The 26,006-nt window shown below is 66.4% G+C and carries 24 protein-coding genes; 11 read left to right on the top strand and 13 right to left on the bottom strand.

The features are described 5' to 3' along the window. Positions 1-2 precede the first annotated feature (2 nt). The 4 genes from tal to pgl are packed head-to-tail and all read left to right on the top strand — an operon-like array spanning position 3 to position 4,410. The gene (tal, locus tag ACQP0C_RS16210) at positions 3-1,205 is read left to right on the top strand and encodes a transaldolase (RefSeq protein ID WP_433733710.1); all 1,203 of its coding nucleotides are present in this window, start codon (positions 3-5) and stop codon (positions 1,203-1,205) included. A 4-nt stretch (positions 1,206-1,209) separates the two neighbouring features. Beyond that, positions 1,210-2,769 carry a glucose-6-phosphate dehydrogenase gene (zwf, locus tag ACQP0C_RS16205; RefSeq protein WP_433733709.1) on the top strand — a complete coding sequence of 520 codons (1,560 nt, stop codon included), beginning with the start codon at positions 1,210-1,212 and terminating at the stop codon, positions 2,767-2,769. Continuing rightward, positions 2,766-3,674, top strand: a complete 909-nt coding sequence (opcA, locus tag ACQP0C_RS16200) for a glucose-6-phosphate dehydrogenase assembly protein OpcA (protein ID WP_433733708.1) — start codon at positions 2,766-2,768, stop codon at positions 3,672-3,674. The genes zwf and opcA overlap by 4 nt, the downstream gene beginning before the upstream one ends. Next, positions 3,667-4,410, top strand: a complete 744-nt coding sequence (pgl, locus tag ACQP0C_RS16195; protein ID WP_433733707.1) for a 6-phosphogluconolactonase — start codon at positions 3,667-3,669, stop codon at positions 4,408-4,410. The genes opcA and pgl overlap by 8 nt, the downstream gene beginning before the upstream one ends. Before the next feature lie 7 nt (positions 4,411-4,417). Here the strand turns inward: pgl and ACQP0C_RS16190 are convergent, their stop codons facing one another. Next, positions 4,418-5,188 carry an amidohydrolase family protein gene (locus tag ACQP0C_RS16190; RefSeq protein ID WP_433733706.1) on the bottom strand — a complete coding sequence of 257 codons (771 nt, stop codon included), beginning with the start codon at positions 5,186-5,188 and terminating at the stop codon, positions 4,418-4,420. A gap of 67 nt (positions 5,189-5,255) precedes the next feature. Here ACQP0C_RS16190 and ACQP0C_RS16185 point away from each other — a divergent pair, with 67 nt between their 5' ends. The 3 genes from ACQP0C_RS16185 (at position 5,256) to ACQP0C_RS16175 (ending at position 8,863) form a co-directional block, all read left to right on the top strand. Further along, positions 5,256-5,609: a MerR family transcriptional regulator gene (locus ACQP0C_RS16185; RefSeq protein ID WP_433733705.1), complete on the top strand. Its 354-nt coding sequence runs from the start codon at positions 5,256-5,258 to the stop codon at positions 5,607-5,609. 187 nt (positions 5,610-5,796) lie between these two features. Beyond that, complete coding sequence (locus ACQP0C_RS16180) at positions 5,797-8,208, top strand: thiamine pyrophosphate-dependent enzyme (RefSeq protein ID WP_433733704.1); 2,412 nt, start codon at positions 5,797-5,799, stop codon at positions 8,206-8,208. Positions 8,209-8,332: 124 nt separating this feature from the next. Continuing rightward, positions 8,333-8,863 (top strand): hypothetical protein, encoded by a 531-nt coding sequence (locus ACQP0C_RS16175; RefSeq protein WP_433733703.1) that lies wholly within the window; start codon positions 8,333-8,335, stop codon positions 8,861-8,863. A gap of 57 nt (positions 8,864-8,920) precedes the next feature. Here ACQP0C_RS16175 and ACQP0C_RS16170 read toward each other — a convergent pair whose 3' ends face one another. After that, complete coding sequence (locus ACQP0C_RS16170; RefSeq protein ID WP_433733702.1) at positions 8,921-9,910, bottom strand: alpha/beta fold hydrolase; 990 nt, start codon at positions 9,908-9,910, stop codon at positions 8,921-8,923. 54 nt (positions 9,911-9,964) lie between these two features. On the opposite strand from ACQP0C_RS16170, the gene ACQP0C_RS16165 reads away from it, so the two are divergent. Beyond that, positions 9,965-10,813 (top strand): SDR family NAD(P)-dependent oxidoreductase, encoded by an 849-nt coding sequence (locus tag ACQP0C_RS16165; RefSeq protein ID WP_433733701.1) that lies wholly within the window; start codon positions 9,965-9,967, stop codon positions 10,811-10,813. Between the two features lie 6 nt (positions 10,814-10,819). On the opposite strand, the gene ACQP0C_RS16160 is transcribed toward ACQP0C_RS16165, so the two are convergent. Continuing rightward, positions 10,820-11,653: a LysR family transcriptional regulator gene (locus ACQP0C_RS16160; RefSeq protein ID WP_433733700.1), complete on the bottom strand. Its 834-nt coding sequence runs from the start codon at positions 11,651-11,653 to the stop codon at positions 10,820-10,822. A 70-nt stretch (positions 11,654-11,723) separates the two neighbouring features. Here ACQP0C_RS16160 and ACQP0C_RS16155 point away from each other — a divergent pair, with 70 nt between their 5' ends. Next, entirely contained in the window at positions 11,724-12,878 is a 1,155-nt protein-coding gene (locus tag ACQP0C_RS16155; protein WP_433733699.1) for a YbfB/YjiJ family MFS transporter, read from the top strand. Here the strand turns inward: ACQP0C_RS16155 and secG are convergent. Together secG and ACQP0C_RS16145 are read right to left on the bottom strand one after the other, a co-directional pair. Then, entirely contained in the window at positions 12,865-13,098 is a 234-nt protein-coding gene (gene secG, locus ACQP0C_RS16150) for a preprotein translocase subunit SecG (RefSeq protein WP_062991810.1), read from the bottom strand. The two genes, ACQP0C_RS16155 and secG, sit on opposite strands and share 14 nt — an antisense overlap. Positions 13,099-13,156: 58 nt before the next feature. Continuing rightward, positions 13,157-14,767: an MFS transporter gene (locus tag ACQP0C_RS16145; protein WP_433733698.1), complete on the bottom strand. Its 1,611-nt coding sequence runs from the start codon at positions 14,765-14,767 to the stop codon at positions 13,157-13,159. A gap of 579 nt (positions 14,768-15,346) precedes the next feature. On the opposite strand from ACQP0C_RS16145, the gene ACQP0C_RS16140 reads away from it, so the two are divergent. After that, positions 15,347-16,141, top strand: a complete 795-nt coding sequence (locus ACQP0C_RS16140) for an META domain-containing protein (RefSeq protein ID WP_433733697.1) — start codon at positions 15,347-15,349, stop codon at positions 16,139-16,141. Between the two features lie 2 nt (positions 16,142-16,143). Beyond that, a complete protein-coding gene (locus tag ACQP0C_RS16135) occupies positions 16,144-16,671 on the top strand; it encodes a hypothetical protein (RefSeq protein WP_433733696.1) in 528 nt (175 codons plus the stop codon). A gap of 36 nt (positions 16,672-16,707) precedes the next feature. Here the strand turns inward: ACQP0C_RS16135 and ACQP0C_RS16130 are convergent, their stop codons facing one another. The 8 genes from ACQP0C_RS16130 to uvrC form a co-directional block, all read right to left on the bottom strand. After that, on the bottom strand, positions 16,708-17,334 hold the full coding sequence (locus tag ACQP0C_RS16130; RefSeq protein WP_433733695.1) for a DUF1579 family protein: 627 nt from the start codon (positions 17,332-17,334) through the stop codon (positions 16,708-16,710). A gap of 162 nt (positions 17,335-17,496) precedes the next feature. Further along, positions 17,497-18,282, bottom strand: a complete 786-nt coding sequence (gene tpiA / locus ACQP0C_RS16125) for a triose-phosphate isomerase (RefSeq protein ID WP_433733694.1) — start codon at positions 18,280-18,282, stop codon at positions 17,497-17,499. Positions 18,283-18,285: 3 nt separating this feature from the next. Beyond that, positions 18,286-19,500 (bottom strand): phosphoglycerate kinase, encoded by a 1,215-nt coding sequence (locus ACQP0C_RS16120; RefSeq protein ID WP_433733693.1) that lies wholly within the window; start codon positions 19,498-19,500, stop codon positions 18,286-18,288. A 5-nt stretch (positions 19,501-19,505) separates the two neighbouring features. Further along, positions 19,506-20,525 carry a type I glyceraldehyde-3-phosphate dehydrogenase gene (gene gap, locus ACQP0C_RS16115; RefSeq protein ID WP_433733692.1) on the bottom strand — a complete coding sequence of 340 codons (1,020 nt, stop codon included), beginning with the start codon at positions 20,523-20,525 and terminating at the stop codon, positions 19,506-19,508. Between the two features lie 321 nt (positions 20,526-20,846). Further along, on the bottom strand, positions 20,847-21,830 hold the full coding sequence (whiA, locus tag ACQP0C_RS16110; RefSeq protein WP_040692075.1) for a DNA-binding protein WhiA: 984 nt from the start codon (positions 21,828-21,830) through the stop codon (positions 20,847-20,849). Then, on the bottom strand, positions 21,821-22,867 hold the full coding sequence (locus ACQP0C_RS16105) for a gluconeogenesis factor YvcK family protein (protein WP_433733691.1): 1,047 nt from the start codon (positions 22,865-22,867) through the stop codon (positions 21,821-21,823). Before ACQP0C_RS16105 ends, whiA begins: the two co-directional genes overlap by 10 nt. Then, positions 22,864-23,868, bottom strand: a complete 1,005-nt coding sequence (rapZ, locus tag ACQP0C_RS16100) for an RNase adapter RapZ (protein WP_433733690.1) — start codon at positions 23,866-23,868, stop codon at positions 22,864-22,866. The genes ACQP0C_RS16105 and rapZ overlap by 4 nt, the downstream gene beginning before the upstream one ends. A gap of 83 nt (positions 23,869-23,951) precedes the next feature. Next, positions 23,952-25,967: an excinuclease ABC subunit UvrC gene (gene uvrC, locus ACQP0C_RS16095; protein WP_433733689.1), complete on the bottom strand. Its 2,016-nt coding sequence runs from the start codon at positions 25,965-25,967 to the stop codon at positions 23,952-23,954. Positions 25,968-26,006 lie beyond the last annotated feature (39 nt).

Raw genomic sequence — 26,006 nt, 5'->3', positions numbered from 1 at the left:
TCATGGCACAGAACGAAAATCTCGCCGCTCTCTCGGCCGCGGGGGTATCGGTGTGGCTCGATGATCTGTCGCGGGACCGGATCCAGTCCGGCAACCTCGCCGAGCTCATCGAGACCCGCAGCGTCGTCGGCGTCACCACCAATCCGACCATCTTCCAGGGCGCCCTGAGCAAGGGCCACGCCTACGACGGACAGGTGAAAGAGCTTGCCGCCCAAGGCGCGGACGTGGATTCCGCGATCCGCACCATCACCACCGACGACGTGCGTGCGGCCTGCGATGTGCTGGCCGGGGTCTACGAGGCTTCCAACGGCGTCGACGGCCGGGTCTCCATCGAGGTCGACCCTCGGCTGGCCTTCGACGCCGACGGGACCGTCGCCCAGGCCATCGATCTGTGGAAGACGGTGGACCGGCCCAACCTGTTCATCAAGATTCCGGCCACCGAGGCGGGCCTGCCCGCGATCACCCGGGTGATCGCGGAGGGCATCAGCGTCAATGTGACCCTGATCTTCTCGGTCAAGCGCTACCGCCAGGTGATGGGCGCCTACATCGACGGTCTGCGCAATGCCAAGGGCGCCAGCCACGATCTGGCCAAGATCCATTCGGTCGCTTCGTTCTTCGTCTCCCGGGTGGATACCGAAATCGATAAGCGGCTCGAGGCCATCGGCACGCCGGAGGCGCTGGCACTGCGCGGGCAGGCGGGCGTCGCGAACGCGCGCCTGGCCTACGCCGAATATCAGGACGTCTTCGATGGTGGCGCACACACCTCGACCTACGCGCACCTGGCCTCGGCGGGCGCGAATCGGCAACGGCCGCTGTGGGCTTCGACGGGTGTGAAGAATCCGGACTACTCCGACACGCTGTATGTCACCGAGCTGGTGGCGGCGAATACCGTGAACACCCTGCCGGAGAAGACCCTGGAGGCCATCGCCGATCACGGCGAGGTCCGCGGTGACACCGTCAGCGGTACCGCCGCGGCGGCGCAGGCGGTCTTCGACCAGCTCACCGCGGTCGGAATCGACCTGGACGACGTGTTCGACGTGCTCGAGCGCGAGGGCGTGGAGAAGTTCGAGAAGTCGTGGGAGGAGCTGCTCACCGCCACGGCAGGCGAACTCGCTGGTGCCAATTCGGCAGGATCGGGTCCCTCCGTGGCCACGCAAGCTACCGCCTCCGGGCCTGCCGATCCTGCCGGGTCCGGGGAAAACTGACCCGATGGCTGGCACACAGACGAATACCTGGAAGAACCCGCTCCGCGACGAGCGGGATAAGCGAGTGCCCCGCATCGCGGGGCCGTGCAGCATGGTGATCTTCGGCGTCACCGGCGATCTGTCCCGGAAGAAGCTGATGCCGGCCATCTACGATCTGGCGAACCGGGGGCTGCTGCCCCCGGGCTTCGCACTGGTCGGCTTCGCCCGCCGGGACTACGCGGATGAGGATTTCGCGAAGGTCGTGCTCGAGGCGGTAAGGGCCCATGCGCGCACGCCCTTCCGTCAGGAAGTCTGGGACCACCTGGCCGAGGGCATCCGGTTCGTGCAGGGCTCCTTCGACGACGATGCCGCCTTCGCCAAACTCGCCGACACCCTGGCGAAGCTGGACAAGGACCGCGGCACCGGCGGCAATCACGCCTTCTACCTGTCGATTCCGCCGAATATGTTCCCGGTGGTGCTCGATCAGCTCTCCGAACACAAACTGGCGCAACCGTCGACGACCGATGCCGAGGGCCGCAGGCTGTGGCGCCGGGTGGTGATCGAGAAGCCGTTCGGACACGATCTGGACAGCGCGGTCGAACTCAATGCGCTGGTCAACCGGGTTTTCCCGGAGGAGACGGTGTTCCGCATCGATCACTATCTCGGCAAGGAGACGGTGCAGAACATCCTGGCGCTGCGCTTCGCCAACCAGCTCTACGATCCGATCTGGAACGCCAACTACGTCGACCACGTCCAGATCACCATGGCCGAGGACATCGGATTGGGCGGGCGCGCAGGTTATTACGACGGCATCGGTGCCGCCCGCGACGTCATCCAGAATCATCTGCTGCAGCTGCTCGCGCTGACCGCGATGGAGGAGCCGATCAGCTTCGAGCCCAAACAGCTGCAGACCGAAAAGATCAAGGTGCTCTCGGCGACCAAACTCGTTGAACCCCTTGATGAAACCACCGCACGCGGCCAGTACGCGGAGGGCTGGCAGGGTGGCGAGCATGTGGTCGGACTGCTCGACGAGGAGGGCTTCGACCCGCAGTCGCGCACCGAGACTTACGCGGCGATCACCCTCGAGGTCGACACCCGGCGCTGGGCGGGCGTCCCGTTCTACCTGCGCACCGGAAAACGCCTGGGCCGCAGGGTGACCGAGATCGCGGTGGTGTTCAAGCGGGCGCCCCATCTGCCGTTCGACAATACGATGACCGAAGATCTCGGGCAGAACGCCCTGGTGATCCGGGTACAGCCCGATGAGGGCATCACCACGCGCTTCGGTTCGAAGGTGCCCGGGTCGAGCATGGAAGTGCGCGACGTCAATATGGATTTCAGCTACGGCGAGTCGTTCACCGAATCCTCTCCCGAGGCCTATGAACGCCTGATCCTCGACGTACTGCTCGGGGTGCCGTCGCTGTTCCCGGTGAACGCGGAGGTCGAATTGTCCTGGCGCATCCTGGATCCGGTGCTCGAGCACTGGTCCACCGAAGGCAAACCCGAACAGTACGAGGCGGGTACCTGGGGTCCGGCCTCGGCCGACGAAATGCTCGCCCGCACCGGGCGCGAATGGCGGCGGCCATGATCGTGGATATGCCGCAGACCACGACCGGCGAGGTCACCAAGCGGCTGGTGCGGCTGCGCGAGAGCAATGGCGTGATCACCATGGGCCGGGTGCTGACCCTGGTCGTATGCACCCTGGACAGTTCCGAGGCAGAGGACGCCATCGATGCGGCCAATGACGCCAGTCGCGAACATCCCTGTCGGGTGGTCGTGCTGGCCCGTGGCGATCGGGAGGCCGAGACCAGGCTGGACGCCCAGATTCGCGTCGGCGGCGATGCCGGTGCGGCCGAGGTGATAGTGCTGCGGCTACAGGGCGATCTGATCAATCACGAGAGCAGCGTCGTCATCCCGTTCCTGCTGCCGGACACCCCCGTGGTCGCGTGGTGGCCGCGCGGAGCCCCGGAGTTCCCATCCAAGGATTCGGTGGGGCGCTTGGCGACTCGCCGCATCACCGATGCCACCTTCGCCGCCGACCCGCAGGCGACGATCAAGAAGCGACTCGGTAGCTACGCCTCCGGGGACACCGATCTGGCGTGGAGCCGCATCACCTATTGGCGGGCGCTGCTCGCGGCCGCCATGGACGAACCGCCGTTCGAGCCGGTGGATTCGGTGACCATCTCCGGACTGCATGACGAACCGGCGCTGGATATGCTCGCCGGATGGCTGGCCGCCCGGCTCGAATGCCCGGTGCGGCGGCGTTCCGGCGCGTTGCGGGTGGAGGTGCATCGCCCGACGGTGTCCATCGCGATCGAGCGGCCGCAGACCGGCCGGACCGCAACACTCACCCGCACGGGTGATCCGGATCAGCGAATCGCCTTGGCGCGTCGAGAAACTCGCGATTGCCTCGCCGAAGAACTGCGACGCCTCGACGCCGACGAAATCTACGCCGAGGCGCTCGCCGGAATCGAGAGGGTGACCTATGAGTGAGGACTCGGCAACACCCACGGTCGCGCTGCACGACGATACCGATGCGCTGGTGGCCGCGGCGGCGGTCCGATTCGTCGAGGTCGTGGTGGCCGCGCAGACCGCCCGTGGCTCCGCGTCGGTCGTACTGACCGGCGGCGGTACCGGGATCGGACTGTTGGAGCTGGTTCGCAAGTCGCCAGGGGATATCGACTGGTCGCGGCTCGATGTGTTCTGGGGTGACGAGCGATTCGTGCCCGCGGGCGATTCGGAGCGCAATGATCTGCAGGCGCGCCAGGCGTTGCTCGATCACGTGCCGGTCGATCCGTCCCGGGTGCATCCGGTTGCCACATCCGACGGCGAGTATCCGGATCCGGTCGAGGCCGCCGCGGAGTACTCGACGGCGGTGCACGCGCATCTCGCCGAGCACGGGGCATTCGATCTGCATCTGCTCGGTATGGGTGGTGAGGGACACGTGAATTCGCTGTTCCCGCACACAGATGCGGTTCGGGAACAGCACGAACTCGTTGTCGCGGTACCGAATTCGCCGAAGCCGCCGCCGGTGCGGGTCACGCTGACGCTGCCCGCGGTGCGGCATTCACGGCATGTCGTACTGGTTGTCGGCGGTGCGGCCAAGGCCGACGCCGTGGCCGCGGCGCTCGCGGGTGCCGACCCGGTCGATATCCCCGCGGCGGGCGCTATCGGATCGGAATCCACGACGTGGCTGCTGGATCGAGAGGCTGCCGCCGCGCTGCCGTAGCGCCCGGCTAGTTCAGCAACTGCTGCACTGTTGCGCCGAGGACGAGTTCACGCACCTGCGGGGAGCGCGTGGCTCGTTCGACGGTGGTGCGCGCGAGGAGCGGGTCGCCGTAAGGGGCGTCCGAGCCGAAGAGGGTGCGCTCGGGAATTTCGGCGATGGCCAGGCGGACCGCGAAAACGATACTGGCAGTGGACAGTTCGAGGTACATATTCGGGGTGTCGCGGACCAGTTCGATCGCGTCCATCCAGTGCGCGCCGCCGAGTTGGGATACCACGAGGGGCACGCGCGGGTAGCGTCGTGCCAGCTCGGTCAGGGTGCGCAGATCGGCAGCGGTGGTGGGCGCGGCGCCGTGGACGACGACGGGGAGCCCATGGTGATCGTTGGCGGCACGGAGTACCGGCTCGATCAGGACGGCCTGGTCGGGCGGCGGGGTCAACTCACCGATGCCGCGCAATCCGTGGCCGACCACATCGCGGTCGACAATAACATCGATATCGGGTGCGTCCAGCGGTACCGAGGCGAAGCCGATGAAGCGGTCCGGGTATGCGGTGAGTGCCGCGTCGAGTTCGCGCCGAGCCGTTTCGCGACCGAGGCTGCCGCCACCAGCCAGCGCTTGGTGCAGGCGATCCATCTCCTGGCGCAGTTCGGTGAGGTCTCGGGCGCGTTCGGGATGCGGTCTGGTCATGAAGAGCACGGTTTTGTCCACGCCCGCCTCATCGAGTAGCGCGATGTGGTCGGTGAGCGGATCGTGTACATGGCTGTGTGCGTCGATGATCAATGGTTCTCCTCAGGAATCGAGCTGCGGCGCTCAGTGTTGATCCCTGACACCATGAGAAGGTCAAGTCATGCTGATCGGTGAGCTGGCCAGCCGCACGGGTACCAGCGAACGGCTGTTGCGGTATTACGAGCGCGTCGGACTGCTCTCGGCCGAGCGCCGCCATAACGGATATCGCGAGTACGACGACGGGGCCGAGGAGCGTGTCGCGCGGATTCGCGCCTTGCTCGCCGCGGGACTCTCGACCCGGGTGATCGGGCAGGTGCTGCCGTGCACCGATGACGGCGGTGCGTTGCGCGCCTGTCCCGGGGTGCTGCCCGCGCTACAGGAGCGACTGGCGGAGCTGGATCGGCGTGCGACCGAACTGGACGCGGCTCGCGACTTACTGCGACGCACGATCTCGGAGACGGAACAGTCGCGTTGACGGCGCGCGTCGCCCTCCGCGCTCTGGTCTCGGTTGACCGGCCGCACTGCTATCGCCGATAAATCCCGGATCCAAGACCAGGATTTCACGGAGAAATTCCTTGCGACTGCCGTGGTTATCAAAATATTTTCAGAAATACGGTCCAAATGCGATACCCGAGGCCGCGTTCGTCGGAGATGATCACAGGGTGAGCGAACAGCGAGTCGACCTTGATGAGCGGTTTCGTGCCGAGGTATCGGCGCTGACACCGCAGCCGCGCCGTGCCGTCGAGCAGCCGCTCGAGCCGGGTGCCGGGCTGACCGGAACCCAGTGCCTGGAGCTGTTCGAATCGCAGGCGACGAGCAGGCATCTCGACCTGGCGGCGCGCCGTTTGGGCAATGCGAAACGCGGCTACTACAGCATCGGATCCTCCGGGCACGAGGGCAATGCGGCGGTGGCGGCGGCCCTGCGCCCCACCGATCCGGCATTGCTGCACTATCGCTCCGGCGCGTTCTTCGTGCACCGGGCCAGGCAGGTGCCCGGCCTCGACCCCATCCGAGATGTGCTGCTCGGTGTCGTCGCCGCGGCCGCCGAACCGATATCCGGCGGCAGGCATAAGGTTTTCGGCAGCAAACCGGCGTCGGTGATACCGCAGACCTCCACCATCGCCTCGCATCTGCCGCGCGCCGTCGGACTCGCCTTCGCGATCGAACGCGCGTCCCGACTCGGCGTCGCCTGCGAATGGCCGTCGGATTCGGTGGTGATCTGCAGTTTCGGTGATGCCTCGGCCAATCACTCCACGGCCACCGGTGCCATCAATGCTGCGATTCATACTGCGCACCAAGGGGTTGCGCTGCCGCTGCTGTTCGTCTGCGAGGACAATGGCATCGGCATCAGCGTCCCGACGCCACCGGATTGGATCGAACAGGCCTACGGCATCCGCGTCGGCCTGCGGTACTTCGATGCGGACGGCTGCGACCTCCTCGACGCCGCGCTGACCGCCGTCGAGGCGGCCGATTGGGTTCGCGAAACCCGTAAACCCGCCTTCCTCCACCTGCGTACCGTGCGCCTGCTGGGTCATGCCGGATCCGATGTCGAATCCGCCTACCGCCGCCCCGCCGATATCACCGCCGACCTCGTGCGCGATCCGGTCACCGCGACCGCGCGCATCCTGGTCTCCTCGGGAGTCGCCACCCCGGCCGAAATCCTCGAACGCTACGACGATATCGGCGCGCGGGTCACCGCCACGGCCGAATCGGTCTGGCGCGAACCGAAACTGACATCCGCGGCCGACATCATGGCACCGTTGGCGCAGCTACACCCGGACCTGGTGCGCGCCGACGTCTTCCGTCGAGGTTCGCTCCGGTCCGATATTCCCAACGGTGCGCGGCCCGGCCAGCGCGACGAAAGGCCGCGCGGCAATGGACAACCGGGCACCGCCACGCCGGTCGCCGACGTCACCGCCAGGGAAACGACGCGGGACCGCACGAATACTCGCGACACGGCAGGCACCACCGCAGGCACTCGCGACACCACAGCCGCAGACGACACCGGAAGCGACAACACGTCCGCCCATGACACGATGGAACAACCGACGGCCATTGGTGATCCGGTGACCTTTGCGCAGGCTGTCAATCAAACGCTCGCGGACCTGTTGGCGCGAGCCTGCGATGTGCTCGTGTTCGGCGAGGATGTCGGGCACAAGGGTGGCGTGTACGGCGTCACCAAAGGGCTGCGGAAGCAGTTCGGAGCGCGACGGGTATTCGATACGCTGCTCGATGAACAGAGTGTGCTCGGAACGGCTTTGGGGGCAGGACTCGCCGGATTCGTACCGATTCCGGAGATTCAATACCTCGCCTACGTGCACAATGCCGCCGACCAGTTGCGCGGGGAAGCAGCAACCCTGTCGTACTTTTCGCAGGGGCGATACCGGAATCCGATGGTCGTCCGGATTGCCGGATATGGTTATCAGAAGGGGTTCGGCGGTCACTTCCACAATGACAATTCCATTGCGGCACTGCGCGATATCCCGGGTCTGATCATCGCCTCCCCCGCCCGCGCCGATGATGCCGCCGCCATGCTCCGCACCTGTGTCTCCGCCGCCCGTGTCGACGGCCGGGTCTGCGTCTACCTCGAACCCATCGCCCTATACCACTCCCGCGACCTGTACCGCTCAGGTGACAACGCCTGGCTCGCACCAACTTCCGAGACCGATCACATCGCCATCGGCAGCGCCCGCATCTACGGCGACGGCCGCGACCTCACCATCGTCACCTTCGCCAACGGCGTTCCCATGAGTCTGCGCGTGGCGCAACGCCTCTCAACGCAAGGCATCGATGCCCGAGTTCTCGACCTGCGCTGGCTCAACCCCCTGCCCGTCGACGACCTCATTCATCACGCCCGCGCCACCGGCCGCGTGCTCATCGCCGATGAAACCCGCCGCACCGGCGGCATCTCCGAATCCATCTGCGCCGCCCTGATAGACGCGGGCTTCGACGGCCCCATCACCCGCGTGACCAGTCAAGACAGCTTCATCCCCCTTGGCCCCGCCGCCACCACCGTCCTCTTGGACGAACCCCAAATCGAGTCGGCCGCCACCAAACTGCTGACCGCCCGCTGAACCGCCCTTGCCCGTGTTTGCGGGACGGCATGGGCCGTCAATTTCCGCGGACCCGACGAATCGGACACCGGCGGATCCGACACGCGCAAGCCCCACTTCCGGTGAATCGGATTCGGCGGCGCCCATGGGGAAATACAGTGGAACCTACGGTGACCAGCAGCGGAAGGGCACGGCTATGACGATGATGTCCATGCTCGGCGAGGTACGACCCGAACATGATCGGGCGATCGACGGGGAGCTCGTGCTCCTGCACTTTCTCCGATCCTTCCGGATGCCCGTACTCGACGTATGGTCCGCCTGCACCGAACGCCGCCAGCTCGACCGCTGGTTCGGTGCGGTATCCGGCGGCAATGGCAATCTGACCATCGAACCGACCGACGGCCCGGTCCCCGGCCCGATCGCGATTCGCGTCGACGACTGCCGCGCACCGCACGATCTGGTCATCCACATCGATGGCGGCATTCTCGAACTGCATATGACCCAGGTCGGCGTCATTACCAATGTCGAACTGATCCGCCGCCACGTCTGCCCGACCGACGCGTGTTCCGTCGGACCCCGCTGGCAATACCTGCTCGACCGCGTCACTGCCTACCTCGAGCGCCGCCCCCTGCCGTCCTGGGCCGACTACCCCGAACTCACCAACGAATACCGCTGACCCGACGGCCGCGCGCGAGTTCGGACGGGAGGGGTCCGCCGCCGATGCCAGTGGCGGTTACGCGCCGACGTCCGCGGAGTTCGGGACCAGATCGCGCAAGTGGTCGAGGATCAGCGTATTGACCTCGTCGGTGCGTTCCAGCTGGACCAGATGTCCCGCGTCCGCCACCTTGGTGACGGCGCGCAGATCGGTGACGTTGGCGCGCAGGGTGGCCAGTGGGTCCCGGCCGCTGAAGCCCTCCATATCCGGATCCCGGTCGCCGTAGAGGAAATAGGTGGGGACGGCGATCTGGGCGTCGGCGAATTCGGCGGTCAGTTCCCAGTTCCGGTCGAGGGCGCGGTACCAGTTGAGGCCGCCGGTAAAGCCCGTGTGCTCGAAATCCTGTGCCAGAGTGTCGAATTCGGCGATCGAGAGCCAACGCCACGGCAGCAGTGGCGCTTCGGGGAGTACGTCGAGGTAGCCGGTCCCATCGGCGGGGAAACGCCAGGTGTCGAGATAGTGATAGTCGGCGCTCAGGGAAAAGTAGACGCGCGCCAGGAATTCCCTTGTGCGGCCGCCGAGTTCGGCATCGGCAATACCGGGCCGCTGAAAATAGTCGAGGTGCAGGAAGTGGCGTTCGGCGGCCTTGGCCCACAGCCGCGATGGCGCACGCGGCGGGCGCGGGGCATACGGATTATTGAGCACGATGACGGCGCTGACCCGTTCCGGTGCGCGCAGCGCCAGCTCCCACACCAGGGCCGCCCCGAAGTCCAAGCCAACGAAAACCGCTTGTTCGGCTCCGATGTCATCGAGCAGGCCGAGCAGATCGCCGATTACGGCCCGGTTGGTGTAGTCGTCGATATCGGCAGGCACCTCTGTGCGCCCATAGCCGCGCAAATCGGGCGCGATGGCCCGGTAACCCGCCGCGGCGATGGCCTCGAGCTGGCGATGCCACATGAACCAGGTATGCGGGAAGCCGTGACAGAAGATCACCGGATGCCCCTCGCCCTGCTCGGCGACGTGCATGCGGATGCCGCCACCCGTCACGAACCGATGAATCAAGTCCACAACGACCTCCAAAACCTAGAACGCGTTCTTGTTTCACGGTAGTGTCCCAGGATCGTGGACGGAATACCTCAGGTTCTCCGCGACAAGGTCGCGGTGGTGACCGGCGCGAGCCGCGGGATCGGCAAGGGCATCGCGCTGGAATTGGGCGCGGCGGGCGCGACGGTGTACGTCACCGGACGCTCGGCCACCCCCGGACGTCTGCCGGGGACCGTGCACGCGAGCGCTGCGGAGATCGACGCGCTCGGCGGCACGGGCATTCCGGTCGTCTGCGATCACCGAGACGACGATGCGGTCGAGCGCCTCTTCGAGCGGATCCGCACCGAGCACGGCCGGCTGGACGTGCTGGTGAACAATGTCTACAACTCCCCCGCCGCCGCACGCTGGCTCGGCAAACCGTTCTGGGAGGTGCCGCCGACGGCCTGGGACGAAACCTTCGACGTCGGCGTCCGCTCGCATTACACGGCAAGCTTTTTCGCGGCCCCCCTGCTGATCGAATCGGCGGGACTGATCGCCAATATCTCATCCCCGGGCGCGGAGCGGTACATGCACAACGCGGTGTACGGCGTCGCCAAAGCCGCGTTGGACCGCCTCACCTCTGATATGGCCGACGATCTCGCCGACACCGGCGTCACCGTGGTATCGCTATGGCCGGGCATCGTCGATACCGAACTGCTGCAACTGGTTCCACTCAATGCGGACGGCCGTCGCATCGTCACCCTTCCTGGCGAGGGCACCTTCGACCTCGACGCCGCCGAATCCCCGCGCTTTCCCGGCCGCGCCGTCGTCGCACTGGCCGCCGATCCGAATCGCTGTGATCGTTCCGGATCAGCTTGGCGCATAGCGGATCTCGCCGACGAATACGGTTTCACCGACGTCGATGGGCGTATCCCACGCAGCGACTGACACCGTTCACGCGACGCCGAGGAAGCGCTGTACCGAACGCAAGGGCGTCGGCTTCACCCGCCAGGTCAGATAGATATGCGACCGTGGGGCATCCACAATGTCGACATAGACCACGCCCGGATGCGGCGCACGGGTGCGCGCCAGCGCGGGCACGATTCCGATACCGCGTTCGGCCGCGACGAGTTCGATCCACTCGTCGAAATTCGTGCAGGTAATGACGGTCCGGTTCGGATCGGGCGGATTCCACGATTCGGCGTTGGTGGTGCCGGAGACGGTATTGGCCACCAACGGACAGTGCGCGAGCTGGGCCCAGCGCACCGCACCCGCATGCGCCAGCGGCGAGTGCACCGAAACCGCCAATACCCGCTGCTCGGAACCGATTTCGCGGGATTCGAGGTGGTGCGGCAGCCAGATATCGTTGCGGTGGATGGCGATATCGATCGACCGGTCGTCCAGTGCCGCCATCGGATCCTCGACCCGGCGCAGCGAAATCCGACCCCCGAGGGCCTCGTATCGGGTGCGGGTCGCGGTGAACCAAGCATCGGGCAGCAGCCAGGAGAACCCGACCTCGATCGTGGCGCGCCTGCGCAGATCCGCCTGGACGGTGTCGATATCGCCGATGATCCGCCTGCTGTGCTCCAGCAATTCCTCCCCCTCTTCGGTCAGCTGGAAGCGCCGAGAGGTCCGTTCGATCAACCGACATTCGACGAGGCGCTCCAATTGCTGAATCGTTCGAGTCAGCGCGGGCTGGCTGAGGTGCAGCCGGGCGGCGGCGCGGGTGTAGTTCGTTTCCTCACAAAGTGCGAGGTACGCCCGTAGGTGCCGCAGCTCGATATCCATGCGTCGAGCGTATACATCGTGCACAGAAAGCATTTCACAGCCTTGCCGACGAACCATACCGTCGGTGCTTGTGACCGGATCAGCCCTGCTCGACACCCCGCGCCGCACCCTCGGACCAGCGCTCGCCGCCGGCACTGGCCTCGCCGCAGCCGTCGGTGTCGGCCGCTTCGCCTACACACCCCTGCTGCCCGCGATGGTGGATGCGCACCGCATCGACGCCCATGACGGCGCGCTCATCGCCGCCGCCAACTACGCGGGCTATCTCGCCGGCGCGGTACTGCTCGCGCGGCGACCGAATCTCAACAGCCGCATGTCTTTTCGCGTTGCGGCCGGAGCACTGGTGGTCAGTGAGGCGCTGGTCGTGCTGCCGAGTCCCACCCTGATTCCGACACTGCTGCGACTGATCGCGGGCGTGGCCAGCGCGGTGATATTCGTCGGCTGTGCAAGTGCGATCGCGCAGCTCGGCGGGCACCGGGCGGGTATCGCCTTCGGTGGGGTCGGCTTCGGTATCGCTCTCACCGGGTTGCTGGCGTTGCTCGCGCGGCCGGTGCTGTCCTGGCAGGGGCTGTGGCTCGGCGCCGCCGGACTGACCGCGGTATTGCTGCTCCCGGCATTCCGACTCGATATCCACGGTATTCGGACTGCCGAGGTGGTCGGCACCGATCGACCGAGCACAGCCTGGCGGGCGCTGCTCATCGCATATTCGCTCGAGGGTGTCGGCTATATCGTGATCGGCACATTCCTGGTCGCCGCCGTAGGCGCGCACAGTGCGGCGCTCGGCTCGGCGATATGGGTGATCGTCGGGGTGGCCGCCGCACCGGCGGTGCTCTGGGGCTTGATCGCGCGCCGCTGGTCGCCGGCGACCGCCCTCGTTCTCGGACTACTCGCGCAGTGCGCGGCGGCGGCGCTGCTCGCCGGGTCGAGGACCACCTGGCCCGCGATTGTCGCGGCGGCGCTGTTCGGTGGCACGTTCATGGGCATCACCATGGTGGCGATCCGGCTCGGCACCGAACTGACCGGCCAGCGGGCCGCGGCCACCCTCACCGCGGGCTACGGCGCGGGGCAGACGCTGGGTCCCCTGGTAGTCGCACCGGTAATCGGCGACGGTTATGCGCTGGCGTTCGGGGTCGCGACCGCCGTGCTGGCGGCAGCGACGGTGGCGGCCGTCATGGTGTGCTCGCGATTCGCGCGAAAAGATATCGCGCGGCAACTCAAGCGAACTTGATCTCCAGGCCGATGCCGAGGATGGCGATGAGCCAGATCAGGCCGGTGAAGATGGTGATGCGGTCGAGGTTCTTCTCGACGACGGTGGAACCGGACAGGCTGGACTGCACGCCGCCACCAAACAAGCTGGACAGACCTCCACCCTTGGCGCGGTGCAGCAGCACCAGCAGCACCAGCAGCACGCTGGTGATGATCAGGAGGATATCCAGGAACATCCGCATGCCGGACAGTCTATGGGTGTGCATCCGTACCTGCATAATCACCCCGGCTGGAGACGACCTACGGAGTCTGCACCGCGACGAGGTGGGTGGTGGTGTCTCGGCCGATCATGAACTCCGCGACGGCGCGTTCCCGCAGTTGATCTTGGGCGGTGAGCCGCACCTGATGCTGGTGCATATGCTCCGACCAGGAGCGCACCACGAAGGCCTCCACGTAGCGGTCGACCACGCCGACATCCCGATACAACCGCCATTCCATCGCACCGGTGCGCTGCATGGACCGTCCGACGAACACCATGGCGGCCAGATATTCCTCGACCTTCTCCGGCGGAACGTCGTAGGTGCGCAGCACCAGCACCGGACCGTCCTCGGGATCCGGTTCGACGACCAGTTGCGGTTCGGGCCAAAACGCGCTCGGGCTCAGGTCCAGTTCCTCCGCGTTATGGCGGATCGGCAGCCAGACCGAACTCAGCGCGGATCCGGCCAACAGCACCGCGGCGGCGAGCAGCGCCGTCACCGGCCCCACCGCGCCTGCGACCAGACCCCACACCAGCGACCCGAGCGCTTGGCCGCCCATGAACACCAGCATGTACACCGACAACCCGCGTGCCCGTACCCATGCGGGCAGCAGTAGCTGCATGGTCGAGTTCATCGTCGACATCGCCAGCAGCCACGCGAATCCGGCTCCGACCAGCAGCACCATGACGACCGGCACACTGCGCAGCACCGCGGCACCCACCGAGGCCGTGCCGAACAGGAGCGCGGCCGCGGTCAACCGCTGGGTGGGTGTCAGCAGGGCGCGGACCCGCGACAAACCGACCGCACCTGTCACCGCGCCGAGTCCGAGCGCACCGAGCAGCAGACCGTAGCCCGATGAGGACAGCCCGAGTTCGTCGCGGGCGATGACCGGCAGCAGCGCCCACACCGCGCTCGCCGGAGCGATGAACAGGATCGAACGCAGCAGCACCCGGCGGATCGCCGGGGCGGCCCGAATGAATCGGGTACCCGCCTGCAATGCCGCCAGCGGCCGCTCACTGGGCAGCTTCCGTTCCTTGGCCGGCCTGCGCCAGCTGAGCAGGACCGTGACGATGCCGACGAACGACACCGCGTTCAGCGCGAACACCAGGGTCGGCCCCGACAGCGAGACCAGCACACCCGCGATCGCGGGTCCGACGGCCCGCCCGATATTGATATTCATGCTGCCCAGCGCCGCTGCGGACGGAATCTGCTCGCGCGCAACGAGTTCCGGTTGAATCGCCTGCCACGCCGGCGCGGTCAGCGCCTGCCCGCAGCCGAGCAGGAACAGCAAAGTCAACAACACACCGGGGGTGGTATGCCCGGTCGCCGTCGACACCGCGAGCACCGCCGCCAGTACCGCCATGGCCGACTGCGCCCCGAGCAACAACCTGCGTCGATCCAACAGATCCGCGAGCACACCCGATGGAATCGACAACAGCATCACCGGCAAGGTGGTCGCCGTCTGCACAAATGCCACCAGCGTCGCGGCATTCGGCGCATCGACCAGAATCCACTGCGCCCCAACCGTCTGCATCCAGGTTCCGAGATTCGACACCAACTGCGCGGTCCACAGCGCCCGATAGATCCGCGACCGCAACGGCGCCCAGGTCGATAGCGGAGCATGGGCATCAACAGTGGTCACGCGGCCGAGCATAGTAGCGGCGACTCACCGCACTTCACCATCGCTGAACGCATCCATCCCGGCCACGCACAGCTGAGCAGGCCCGCGACCGATTCGATCATCAAGATCGAAAAGCACCCCGCCGTGTTCTTGACGAAGAACAGCACGAGTCCCAGGACCCCCGCGATGGTGCCCAATGCGCGCCACCGATGATGCCCAGCCAACCGGCGATCTCGCTGCGGCGTGACCTTCCGACCCCACGCGCCCCCACTTCCGGGGAACCAACTGGCGGCAGCATACGCTCGCGAGCACTGCCCACCACTGTCTGAGGCGCAGGCACCGAGTATTTCGCATCGGCAGTGCCGAGCCCTGTCGCGCGTAGACACGGTGATCTCGCGCAGGGCCTGGCTGGAGGATTGGGCTCGCGCAGGAAGCGCAGTGCGGTATCGAGTGAATCATCCTGGGCGCCAAGGTGTTCCATGAGCGTACGGTAGGCCGCTGGTCGGCGGGCGAAACCTCCTCGGAGGTGCGGACAACCAGATCCCGTTCGACCAGGCCCGGCGGATCCCGGGTTACACCGTTTCCACAGACAGCCGCCGTACCATCGGCTACATGTCAGCTACAACGGTGCGCGTCGGAATCATCCTGGCCATCGCGGCGGGGCTGCTGGCCGGTTGCTCGAGCGAGGACAAGACGGGACACAATTCGGCGGCCACGCCGATGGGCCACACCTTCGTCTCGATCGGAGTCGAGGGTCAGCAGATACCGGGTGGTGGACCGATGACGCTCACCTTCGCCGAAGGCAAGATCACGGCCAGTTCGGGCTGCAATACCGCCACCGGGACGGTCGACCTGGCCGAGGGCATTCTGCACGTCGACACCCTCTCCAGCACCCTGATGGCCTGTCCGGATGAGCGCAGCCAGGCCGACAGCTGGCAGGAAAACGTGCTCACCTCGCTGCCGAAATGGCGACTCGACGATGCGACACTGACGCTGACCGGGAAGGACACAACCGTCACCTTGCTGGACAAGAAGGTCGCGCAGCCCGATCAGCCGCTCATCGGCACCACCTGGATCGTCAGCGCCCTGCTGACGCCCAACGCGCAGATCCGGTCACAGACCTTGGACGAGGTGAAACCGACACTCACCGTCGCACCTGACGGCGCGGTGTCCGGCAGCGCCGGATGCAACCGCATGACCGGACACGCCACACCGTCGCCCGCCGGCAATGGGTCCGATGTCACCTTCCAGATCGACGCCACCAAGACGATGTGCGCTCCGGAGATCATGGAGGTGGAGCAGGCCGTACTGAAGGCACTCGACGGCAAGACAACGGCCACCATCGACGCGGACATCCTGACCCTGCGCAATACCAACGGCTTCGGCCTGACACTACGCGCGGCCTAACCGTGGTCGAGTACCGAAACAATTCCCGCACACCAGGTTTCCGCCGTCCGGTCGGCCGCACCTGGCAGGTCGAAGTCGGCCCGTGGCCGGATCTCCCGTCGGCCCATATCGAGAAGCTGCCCGCGCCGCCGTCATCGGTGACGCTCATCCGCTACGTCGAGCTCTATACCGCCGCCGGACTCATCCGCCGCGACGAATCCGGCCACTGGGATGCGGACACCATCGCGGCGCTACTCGCCGAGCGAGACGAATTCCTGCACACCACCTTCTCTTTGGGCTATATCGACGCCGATGGCGCACTCCTGGCCGAATGCTCGGTCGGCATCTCCGATACCGTGGCCAAGCTGTACGTCGTGCACGCCACCGAGCAGCCCGCCGAACTGGCCCACCTGCTCCGCGGCACCCTGTACCGACTGCATGCGCACTACCCGGACGTGCGGACCGCCGAAGTCACGATGGACCCGCGCGACGAGCCGTTCGAGCTGGCACTCACCGCCACCGGCTTCACGGTGCACAACCACACCGCCTGATCCCGAATGCCGATGTCCGGCACGCGATGACATCGACTACTTGCGCGTCAGGATCACCCGGTCCGCGATTCGCTCGGCCTCCCCTGGCGGCGCGAAGTAGATCTCCATGGTCGCCCGATCGGCCGACTCCAGCTTGATCTCCGTTCGCATCGGAATCGTCTTGCCGACGAACTGCGGGCCCAGCACACCCGGATCGGTGAACTCCCCCACCATCACGATATCGGCAGCACCGCCGCTGGCCTTTGTGCCCTTGTAGGTCATCATCATCGGCGTCACGCTGTCCACCGTCGACCATTCGTAGCGGTCGTCGGTCGGCGAATAGCCGAGTGTGCCCAGTCGGTAGTACGGCTTGCCGCCGAAGCTGCCCTCTGCCTCCTCCTGCATGAAGTTATTGCCCGTCTTGCCGATCCAGTGCCACCGCGAGGTGATATCGCTCTTGATCGGATTGTCCGCGGTACCACCGGCGATGAATGTCGACTTCGCACCATTCCACTCACCGACCAGCTGATCCAGCTTCCGATGCCCGCCATCCTGCTGAGCCGGACTCGCCTCGGCACTCGTGGAGACCTGCGAGGAGGAGGAATCGCTGGAGCATCCGGCCCCGAATGCGGTGAACGCCATCAGCGCAACCGTGACCAGTGCGCGCGCCTTAGTTGATCTCACGGGAAAATCCTTGTCGGCCTTGCTGATCAGAGACCCGAACAGCATCGCATCCCGGCGCTGGGACGGCTCGCCCCGAGCGGGAAGTCCGAACCGACCACCAACGCGAATCAGCCCGGCACCACGCGATCACACGTGATACCGGGCTGATCAAGCATGCACCCGTCAGGGCAGCGGACCACCCGCGGCAATAGCGGACAGCGTCGCGAATTCGTCGCCCTTGAGCGACGCACCGCCGACCAGCGCGCCGTCGATATCGGTCTGCGCGACCAACTCGGCGACGTTCTTGGCATTCACCGAACCGCCGTAGAGCACCCGCACACCCGCGGCAACCTCGGGCGACGCCAATGCCGCCAGCTCCGCGCGAATCGCACCGCAGACCTCCTGCGCATCGGCAGGCGTGGCGACCTTACCGGTGCCGATGGCCCAGACCGGCTCGTAGGCGATGACGATCTTCGAAATCTCTTCGGCCGTCAGACCTTTGAGCGAACCGCGCAACTGCTCGAGGTTGTATTCCACGTGGGTCTTCGCTTCGCGGACATTGAGCCCCTCGCCGATGCACACGATCGGGGTGATCCCGTACTTCAGCGCCTGCTTGGCCTTGGCCAGCACGGTGGCGTCGTCCTCGGAGTGGTACTGCCGCCGCTCCGAATGGCCGACCACCGCGAAGGTGCAACCCAGTTTGGCCAGCATGGCACCGCTGATCTCACCGGTGTAGGCGCCCTCGTCGTGAGTCGACACATCCTGCGCACCATAGGTGATCAGCAGCTTGTCGCCCTCGACGAGGGTCTGCACGCTGCGGATGTCGGTGAACGGCGGGATGACCGCGACATCGACCTTCGCGAAGTACTTCTCCGGCAGCGCGAATGCGATCTTCTGCACCAGGGCGATGGCCTCGAGGTGATTGAGGTTCATCTTCCAGTTGCCCGCGATGAGCGGTTTGCGTGCCATGGTTCAGTCCTCCAATACCGCGATACCGGGCAGTTCCTTGCCCTCGAGGTATTCCAGCGACGCACCGCCACCGGTCGAGATGTGCGAGAAGCCGTCCTCGGGCAGGCCGAGCGCACGCACGGCCGCGGCCGAATCGCCACCGCCGACAACGGTGAACGCACCCTTACCGGTCGCGGTCACGATCGCCTCGGCGACACCACGGGTGCCCGCGGCGAAGTTCTCGAACTCGAACACACCCATCGGGCCGTTCCAGAACACCGTCTTGGCCTCGGTGAGCAGTGCCGCGAACCGGTTCACCGACTCGGGACCGATGTCCAGCCCCAGCCAGCCGTCCGGAATCTCGTTGGCGGGCACCACCTTCGAGTCCGCGTCGGCCGCGAACTTGTTCGCGACGACGATATCGCGCGGCAGGTGGATGACGTCCGCGTAGCGCTCCAGCAGCCCCTTGCAGGTCTCGATCATCTCCTCCTGGAGCAGCGAGCTGCCCACCGGGAGGCCCTGTGCGGCGAGGAAGGTGAAGCACATGCCGCCGCCGATCACCAGGGTGTCGACCTTGGGGGCCAGTGCCTCGATGACGGCCAGCTTGTCGGAGACCTTGGAACCACCGAGCACGACCGCGTACGGGCGTTCCGGATTCTCGGTCAGCTTCGCCAGCACGTCGACCTCGGCCGCGACCAGCGTGCCCGCGTAATGCGGCAGCAGCTCGGCCACGTCATAGACCGAGGCCTGCTTGCGGTGCACGACACCGAAGCCGTCGGAGACGAACGCACCGTCCTCGCCGACCAGCTCGACCAGCGCCGCGGCCAGCTTGGCCCGCTCCGCATCGTCCTTGCTGGTCTCGCGCGCATCGAAACGCACATTCTCGAGCAGCAGCACGTCGCCGTCGGTGAGGCCCTCCGAGCGCGAGAGCGCGTCGTAGCCGACGACGTCACCGGCCAGCTGGACATTGCGGTCCAGCAGCTCGGCCAGCTTCGCCGCGACCGGCGCGAGGGAGAACTTCGGATCCGGCTCACCCTTCGGGCGGCCCAGATGCGCCGTGACGACCACCTTGGCACCGGCCTCGACCAGCGCCCGCAGCGTGGGCACCGAGGCGATGATCCGACCGGGGTCGGTGATCTGGCCGCTGTCGTCGAGGGGGACGTTCAGGTCGGAGCGCACCAGCACGCCCCGACCCTCGACACCCTCGTTCAGCAGATCCTGGAGTGTCTTGACTGCCATGCGCGTCAGAGCGACTTGCCGACGAGGCCGATGAGGTCGGCGAGGCGGTTGGAGTAGCCCCACTCGTTGTCGTACCAGCCGACGACCTTCACCTGGTCATCGATGGTCTTGATCAGCGGCGCGTCGTAGATGCACGAGTGCGGGTCGGTGACGATGTCGCTGGAGACGATCGGGTCCACGTTGTACTTCAGAATGCCCTTCAGCGCACCTTCGGCGGCGGCCTTGTAGGCGGCGTTGATGTCGGCGATCGAGGCCGACTTGCTCAGGGTCACGGTGAGGTCGGTGACCGAGCCCGTCGGGACCGGGACGCGCAGCGCGTAGCCGTCGAGCTTGCCGTTGAGCTCCGGGAGCACCAGGCCGATGGCCTTCGCGGCGCCGGTGCCGGTGGGCACGATGTTCAGCGCGGCGGCGCGGGCGCGGCGCAGGTCGCTGTGCGGGCCGTCCTGCAGGTTCTGGTCCTGGGTGTAAGCGTGGATGGTGGTCATCAGACCACGCTCGATGCCGAAGCTGTCGTTGAGCACCTTCGCCAGCGGGCCGAGGCAGTTGGTGGTGCAGGACGCGTTGGAGATGATGTTCTGGCTGCCGTCGTACTTGTCGTCGTTGACGCCCATGACGACGGTCAGGTCCTCACCCTTGGCGGGCGCGGAGATGACGACCTTCTTGGCGCCCGCGGCGATGTGGCCCTTCGCCTTGGTCGCGTCGGTGAAGATGCCGGTGGATTCGACGACTACGTCGACGCCGAGGTCGCCCCACGGCAGGGCGGACGGGCCCTCCTTGATGGCCAGCGCCTTGATCCGCTGGTCGCCGACCACGATGGTGTCGTCGCCGTCCAGTGATACGTCCTGCGGCAAGCGGCCCAGGATCGAGTCGTACTTGAGCAGAGTGGCCAGCGTCGCGTTGTCGGTGAGGTCGTTGACCGCGACGATCTCGATGTCGGTGGTGCCGAGCGCCTTCTGCGCCTCCACCGCCCGGAAGAAGTTACGTCCGATACGACCGAAGCCGTTGATGCCTACCCGGACAGTCACGTTATCGCTCCTCAGCTTTCAAGCGGATTCATTCCGATGCCACAACCACAGTAGTGCCCGACCGTAATCTCTCCGACACGCACCTGGCATTCCTGAGTACGCGGGACCTGCGCAGACGTCGGCGCGCATGGTTTCGGGGCACAAATCCGCGGTCGGTGCTCTTGTTTCGGCTCACCATGGAATCCGGTGCTCACCCCGGCCACATACGCCCTAGCGGGTCCCGATACCCGCCATCGCGCCGAACTTCGGAAACGTTCAGCCGGGTGGACAGCCCGGCCGGGGGGAAGAACGAATCGCCGCCCCGCTGGGCGGCGATTCGGCTCACGCTTCGTCGAGCAGTTCGGCGGTGACGGCCGATTCGGTATCCGGCACCCCCAGTTCCTTGGCGCGGCGGTCGGCCATCGACAACAATCGCCGAATCCGGCCTGCCACAGCGTCTTTCGTCATCGGTGGATCGGCGAGCTGGCCCAACTCCTCCAGCGACGCCTGGCGGTGCTGCACTCGCAGTTTGCCCGCCGCGGCCAAATGGTCGGGCACCTCATCGCCCAGGATCTCCAGTGCGCGTTCGACTCTCGCCGCCGCGGCGACCGCGGCGCGGGCCGAGCGGCGCAGATTCGCATCGTCGAAATTGGCGAGGCGGTTCGCGGTGGCCCGCACCTCGCGGCGCAGCCGGCGCTCCTCCCAGACGATCCGGGTGTCCTGCGCACCCATGCGGGTCAGCAGTGCGCCGATCGCCTCGCCGTCGCGCACTACGACCCGATCGGTGCCGCGCACCTCACGCGCCTTGGCGGTGATGCCGAGCCGACGAGCCGCGCCGACGAGCGCGAGCGCCGCCTCCGGACCGGGGCAGCTGACCTCGAGTGCCGATGAGCGACCCGGTTCGGTGAGCGAGCCGTGTGCGAGAAACGCTCCGCGCCAAGCCGCTTCGGCATCGCCGATACTGCCGCCGACGACCTGCGCCGGCAGTCCGCGCACCGGACGGCCGCGCACATCGAGCAGACCGGTCTGTCTGGCCAGCGCCTCACCCTCCTTGGACACCCGCACCACATACCGCGAGGTCTTGCGCAGGCCGCCCGCGCCGAGCACGTGCACATCGGAGCCGTAGCCGTATAACTCGAAGATCTCCCGGCGCAGTCGGCGCGCGATGGAGCCCATATCCACCTCGGCCTCGACGATCACCCGCCCGCCGACGATGTGCAGGCCGCCCGCAAACCGCAGCAGCGCAGACAGTTCCGCCTTGCGAGAACTCACCTGCGAGACCGTGAGCCTGCTCAGCTCGTCCTTCACTTCGGCTGTCATCGCCACGAGACGCGCTCCTTTCCACCCAACCCGGAACGCACATCCTGACCCATGTGCCGTCCCTCGACTCGAAGCCCTGCCATATGTGGCCGAGGTTGCCGGATCAGCTGATCCAGTGCGGCGGCAAGCTTTCCGGGGTGATGCCGGTCGGTGCCCGCTTCGGCGACATCGGAAAAGGTTACTCGTGCCCGCAATTGTTCGGCAGCCCTGGCCACATGTTCTCTTTCGCGACCTTCCGGCACCGACCCGGAATCGACCAGTACCTCGTCGACCACGAATTCCGGTGCGTGCTGGGACAATACATGCAGATGGCGCTCCGCGGAGAAACCCGCCGTTTCTCCGGGCTCAGCGGCGAGATTCAACACCAGCACCTTGCGCGCCCTGGTATAGACCAGTGCGTCACGCAATTCGGGCACGAGCACATGCGGAATCACACTGGTAAACCAGGAACCCGGGCCGAGCACAACGACGTCGGCGTGTTCGATGGCCCAGGTCGCCTCCGGGCTGGCGGGCGGATCGGACGGAATCAGCCGCACGCGCCGCACCTTACCCGGTGTGGTCGCGATGGCAACCTGGCCGCGAATGCATCGGCTCACGCGCGGATCCGCTTCCAGCCCAGACACATCCGCCTCGATATCCAGTGCGATGGGCGACATGGGCAGCACGCGACCGGTGATTCGCAACAGCTTGGCGACCTCGTCGAGCGCGGCGACGGGATCGCCGAGCACCTCGGTCAGACCCGCGAGGATCAGATTGCCGACCGAATGCCCGGCCAGCGCACCGGTACCGCCGAAGCGATGCTGCACGGTGCGGGTCCAGACGTCCTCGCCGTCCGCGGCCAGCGCCGCCAGGGCCATGCGCAGATCACCGGGCGGTGGCACACCGAGTTCGGACCGTAGCCTGCCCGAGGAACCGCCATCGTCGGCGACGGTGACCACGGCGCAGATCTTCCTCGTAAGCCGTCGCACCGCGGTGAGCGTCGCGTACAGGCCGTGCCCGCCACCGAGCGCAACAATGGCGGGATCCGATTCCCACCCCGTCATTCGCGCCCCAGATCCCGATGCACGACCCGCACGACGTCGGCGGGACCGGATTCGGCGGTCTGTGATCCGATGAGTTCGCCGAGCGCTTCGGCTATCGCCACGCTGCGGTGTTTGCCTCCGGTGCAGCCCACTGCCACCGTCATGTATCGCTTCCCCTCTTGGCGGTAACCATTCGTCGTCAGGTCGACCAGGTGGTGGCAAGTGCTCAAGTAATCGGCCGCGCCGGGACGCGACAATACATACTCGCTGACCACGGTCTCCTGTCCCGAATGTTCGCGGAGTTCCGGTATCCAATGCGGATTGGGTAGAAAACGCACATCCAACACCATGTCCGCATCGAGTGGAACCCCGTACTTGAATCCGAACGACTGCACCGTCAACTGCAGCGCGGTGGGCGCGCCGCCGCCATAGGCCTCCTCCAACTTGCGGTGCAACTGATGGATCGACAGCTCCGTGGTGTCGATGACCAGGTCGGCCGCCGTTTTTACGGCGGAGAGGCGAATCCGTTCGGCAGCGATGCCCGCCGAGAGCGTACCGTCGGCGCTCTCGCTCTGCAGCGGATGACGGCGGCGAGCGAAGCCGAAACGCCGGATCAGCACGTCATCGGAGGCTTCCAGGAACAGGATCCTGGTGCGCACCCCCGAGGATCGCAGCTGCTCGGTGACGGCCGAGAGATCGCCGGTGAAGAATCGACTTCGCACGTCCATGACCAGGGCGAGCCTGCGGATCGGCGGTTCGGCGGAGGCGCCCAGCTCGACCATCCGCCCGATCAGCTCCGGCGGCAGGTTATCGGTGACATACCAGCCGAGATCCTCGAGCACGCGGGCCGCGGTGCCGCGGCCCGCGCCGGATAGGCCGGTCACGATCACCACTTCGACCTGCGGCTGGGGCGGATTGCCGTCGCCACGTTCGACAGGTGCGCCGAGGGAGCCCGCGGGGCCGGTCCGCCCAGCGGTCGACCGCGGGCTGCCCGCACTGTTGTTCGATTCGACGCGTGTCATGTCCTACCGGATCTGTGTCAGGGTGCCTGTCGATCATCCCGCACCGGTTCCGGTATCGGGCGCAGACACACAACGTAGGTGTCTTATTCCTCCCGCAACGCGGCCAAAACGGCCTTCGCGGTGGCCACACCGATGCCGGGCACCTCGGTGATCTGCTCGACCGTGGCCTCCTTCAGTTTGGCCACCGACCCGAAGTGGGTGACAAGCGCGGTCCGGCGGGACTCGCCGAGTCCGCGCACCGAGTCCAGTGCGGACGCGGTCATCCTTCGGGAGCGTTTGCTGCGATGGAAGGTGATGGCGAAGCGGTGCGCCTCATCGCGCACCCGTTGCAATAGATATAGCGACTCGCTATTACGCGGCATGATCACCGGATCGCTCTCCCCCGGCACCCACACCTCCTCGAGTCGTTTGGCCAGGCCGATCACCGCGACATCGGTGATGCCGAGTTCGTCGAGGACCTCCGCGGCAGCCGCGACCTGGGGTGCGCCGCCGTCCACAACATAGAGGTTCGGCGGGTAGGCGAACTTCCGTGGGCGGCCGGTGCGCGGGTCGATGCCGGGGCGGGAGGTGACTTCGAGGTCCTCGTCGCCGGAGCCGATCTCTTCGGCCGCGACGTCCTCGGCCACGACCTCGTCGCGTTCGCGGCGCAATCGGTAGAACCGCCGCCTGGTCACCTCCGCGATGCTGCCGACATCGTCGGAGCGGCCTTCGCCCGCGGCCTCCTTGATCGCGTAGTGGCGATACTCGGACTTGCGCGGCAGGCCGTCCTCGAACACCACCAGCGAGGCCACCACATCGGTGCCCTGCACGTGGCTGATATCCACACATTCGATTCGTAGCGGTGCGCTGTCCAGATCGAGGGCATCTTGAATGTCTTGCAGTGCAGCGGATCTCGATGTCAGATCGCCCGCGCGCTTGAGCTTGTGCTGGGCCAGCGCCTCCATCGCATTGCGCTGCACGGTTTCGGCGAGTGCCTTCTTGTCACCGCGCTGCGGTACCCGCAGCCGCACCGCCGACCCGCGCAGTGTGCTCAGCCACTCCTGAACCTGTTCGGCGTCGGCGGGCAGTTCCGGCACCAGCACCTCGCGCGGCACCACCGTGGCCGGTTGTTCGTCGCCCCCTTGTTCGGCCTGCGCCACCTGCTCGCCGTAGAACTGGGTCAGGAACTGCTCGACCAGCGCGGCGACCTCGCCACCGGCCGCCTGGCCGTCGATGGCGTCGCCGGATTTGTCCACCACCCAGCCGCGCTGGCCGCGCACCCGGCCGTCGCGGACGTGGAAGACCTGTACCGCCACCTCCAACTCGTCGGTGGCGAAGGCGATCACATCGGCGTCGGTGCCGGTCCCGAGCACAACGGCCTGCTTCTCCAGTGCCCGCCGCAGCGCCTGGACATCGTCGCGCAACCGGGCGGCGGTCTCGAAATCCAACTCCTCGGCAGCGTCGTGCATCCGGCGCTCCAGGTCGCGCACCATGCGATCGGTGCGCCCGGCCAGGAAGTCGCAGAAGTCCTCGACGATCCGCCGATGCTCATCGGCATCGACCCGCCCGATACACGGGGCCGAGCATTTGTCGATATAGCCGAGCAGGCACGGACGTCCGATCTGGTTGTGCCGCTTGAAGACTCCATTGGAACAGGTGCGCGCGGGGAATACCCGCAGCAGCAGATCCAGGGTCTCCCGAATGGCCCAGGCGTGCGCGTAGGGCCCGAAGTAGCGCACCCCCTTCTTGCGTGCACCGCGATAGACGAACAGCCGCGGGTACTCCTCGTTCAGGGTGACCGCGAGCACCGGGTACGACTTGTCGTCGCGATAGCGCACATTGAATCGCGGATCGAACTCCTTGATCCAGTTGTATTCCAGCTGAAGGGCTTCCACCTCGGTGGAGACCACGGTCCACTCGACACTCGCCGCCGTCGTGACCATCTGCCTGGTACGCGGATGCAGCGAAGCCACATCGGCGAAGTACGAATTCAGCCTGCTCCGCAGGCTCTTCGCCTTGCCGACATAGATCACACGCCCGTGTGCGTCCCGGAATTTGTAGACACCGGGTTCAACGGGAATCGTGCCCGGCTTCGGCCGGTAGGTCGCGGGATCTGCCACGAATCCAAGCCTATCGACCGCCCCCGACACATCCACACG

It is taken from the genome of Nocardia sp. CA-129566, from assembly GCF_050956075.1.
Taxonomy (GTDB): Bacteria; Actinomycetota; Actinomycetes; order Mycobacteriales; family Mycobacteriaceae; genus Nocardia.
Note: the sequence above shows the minus strand (reverse complement) of the source record. Positions and strands in the feature narration are given on the sequence as shown.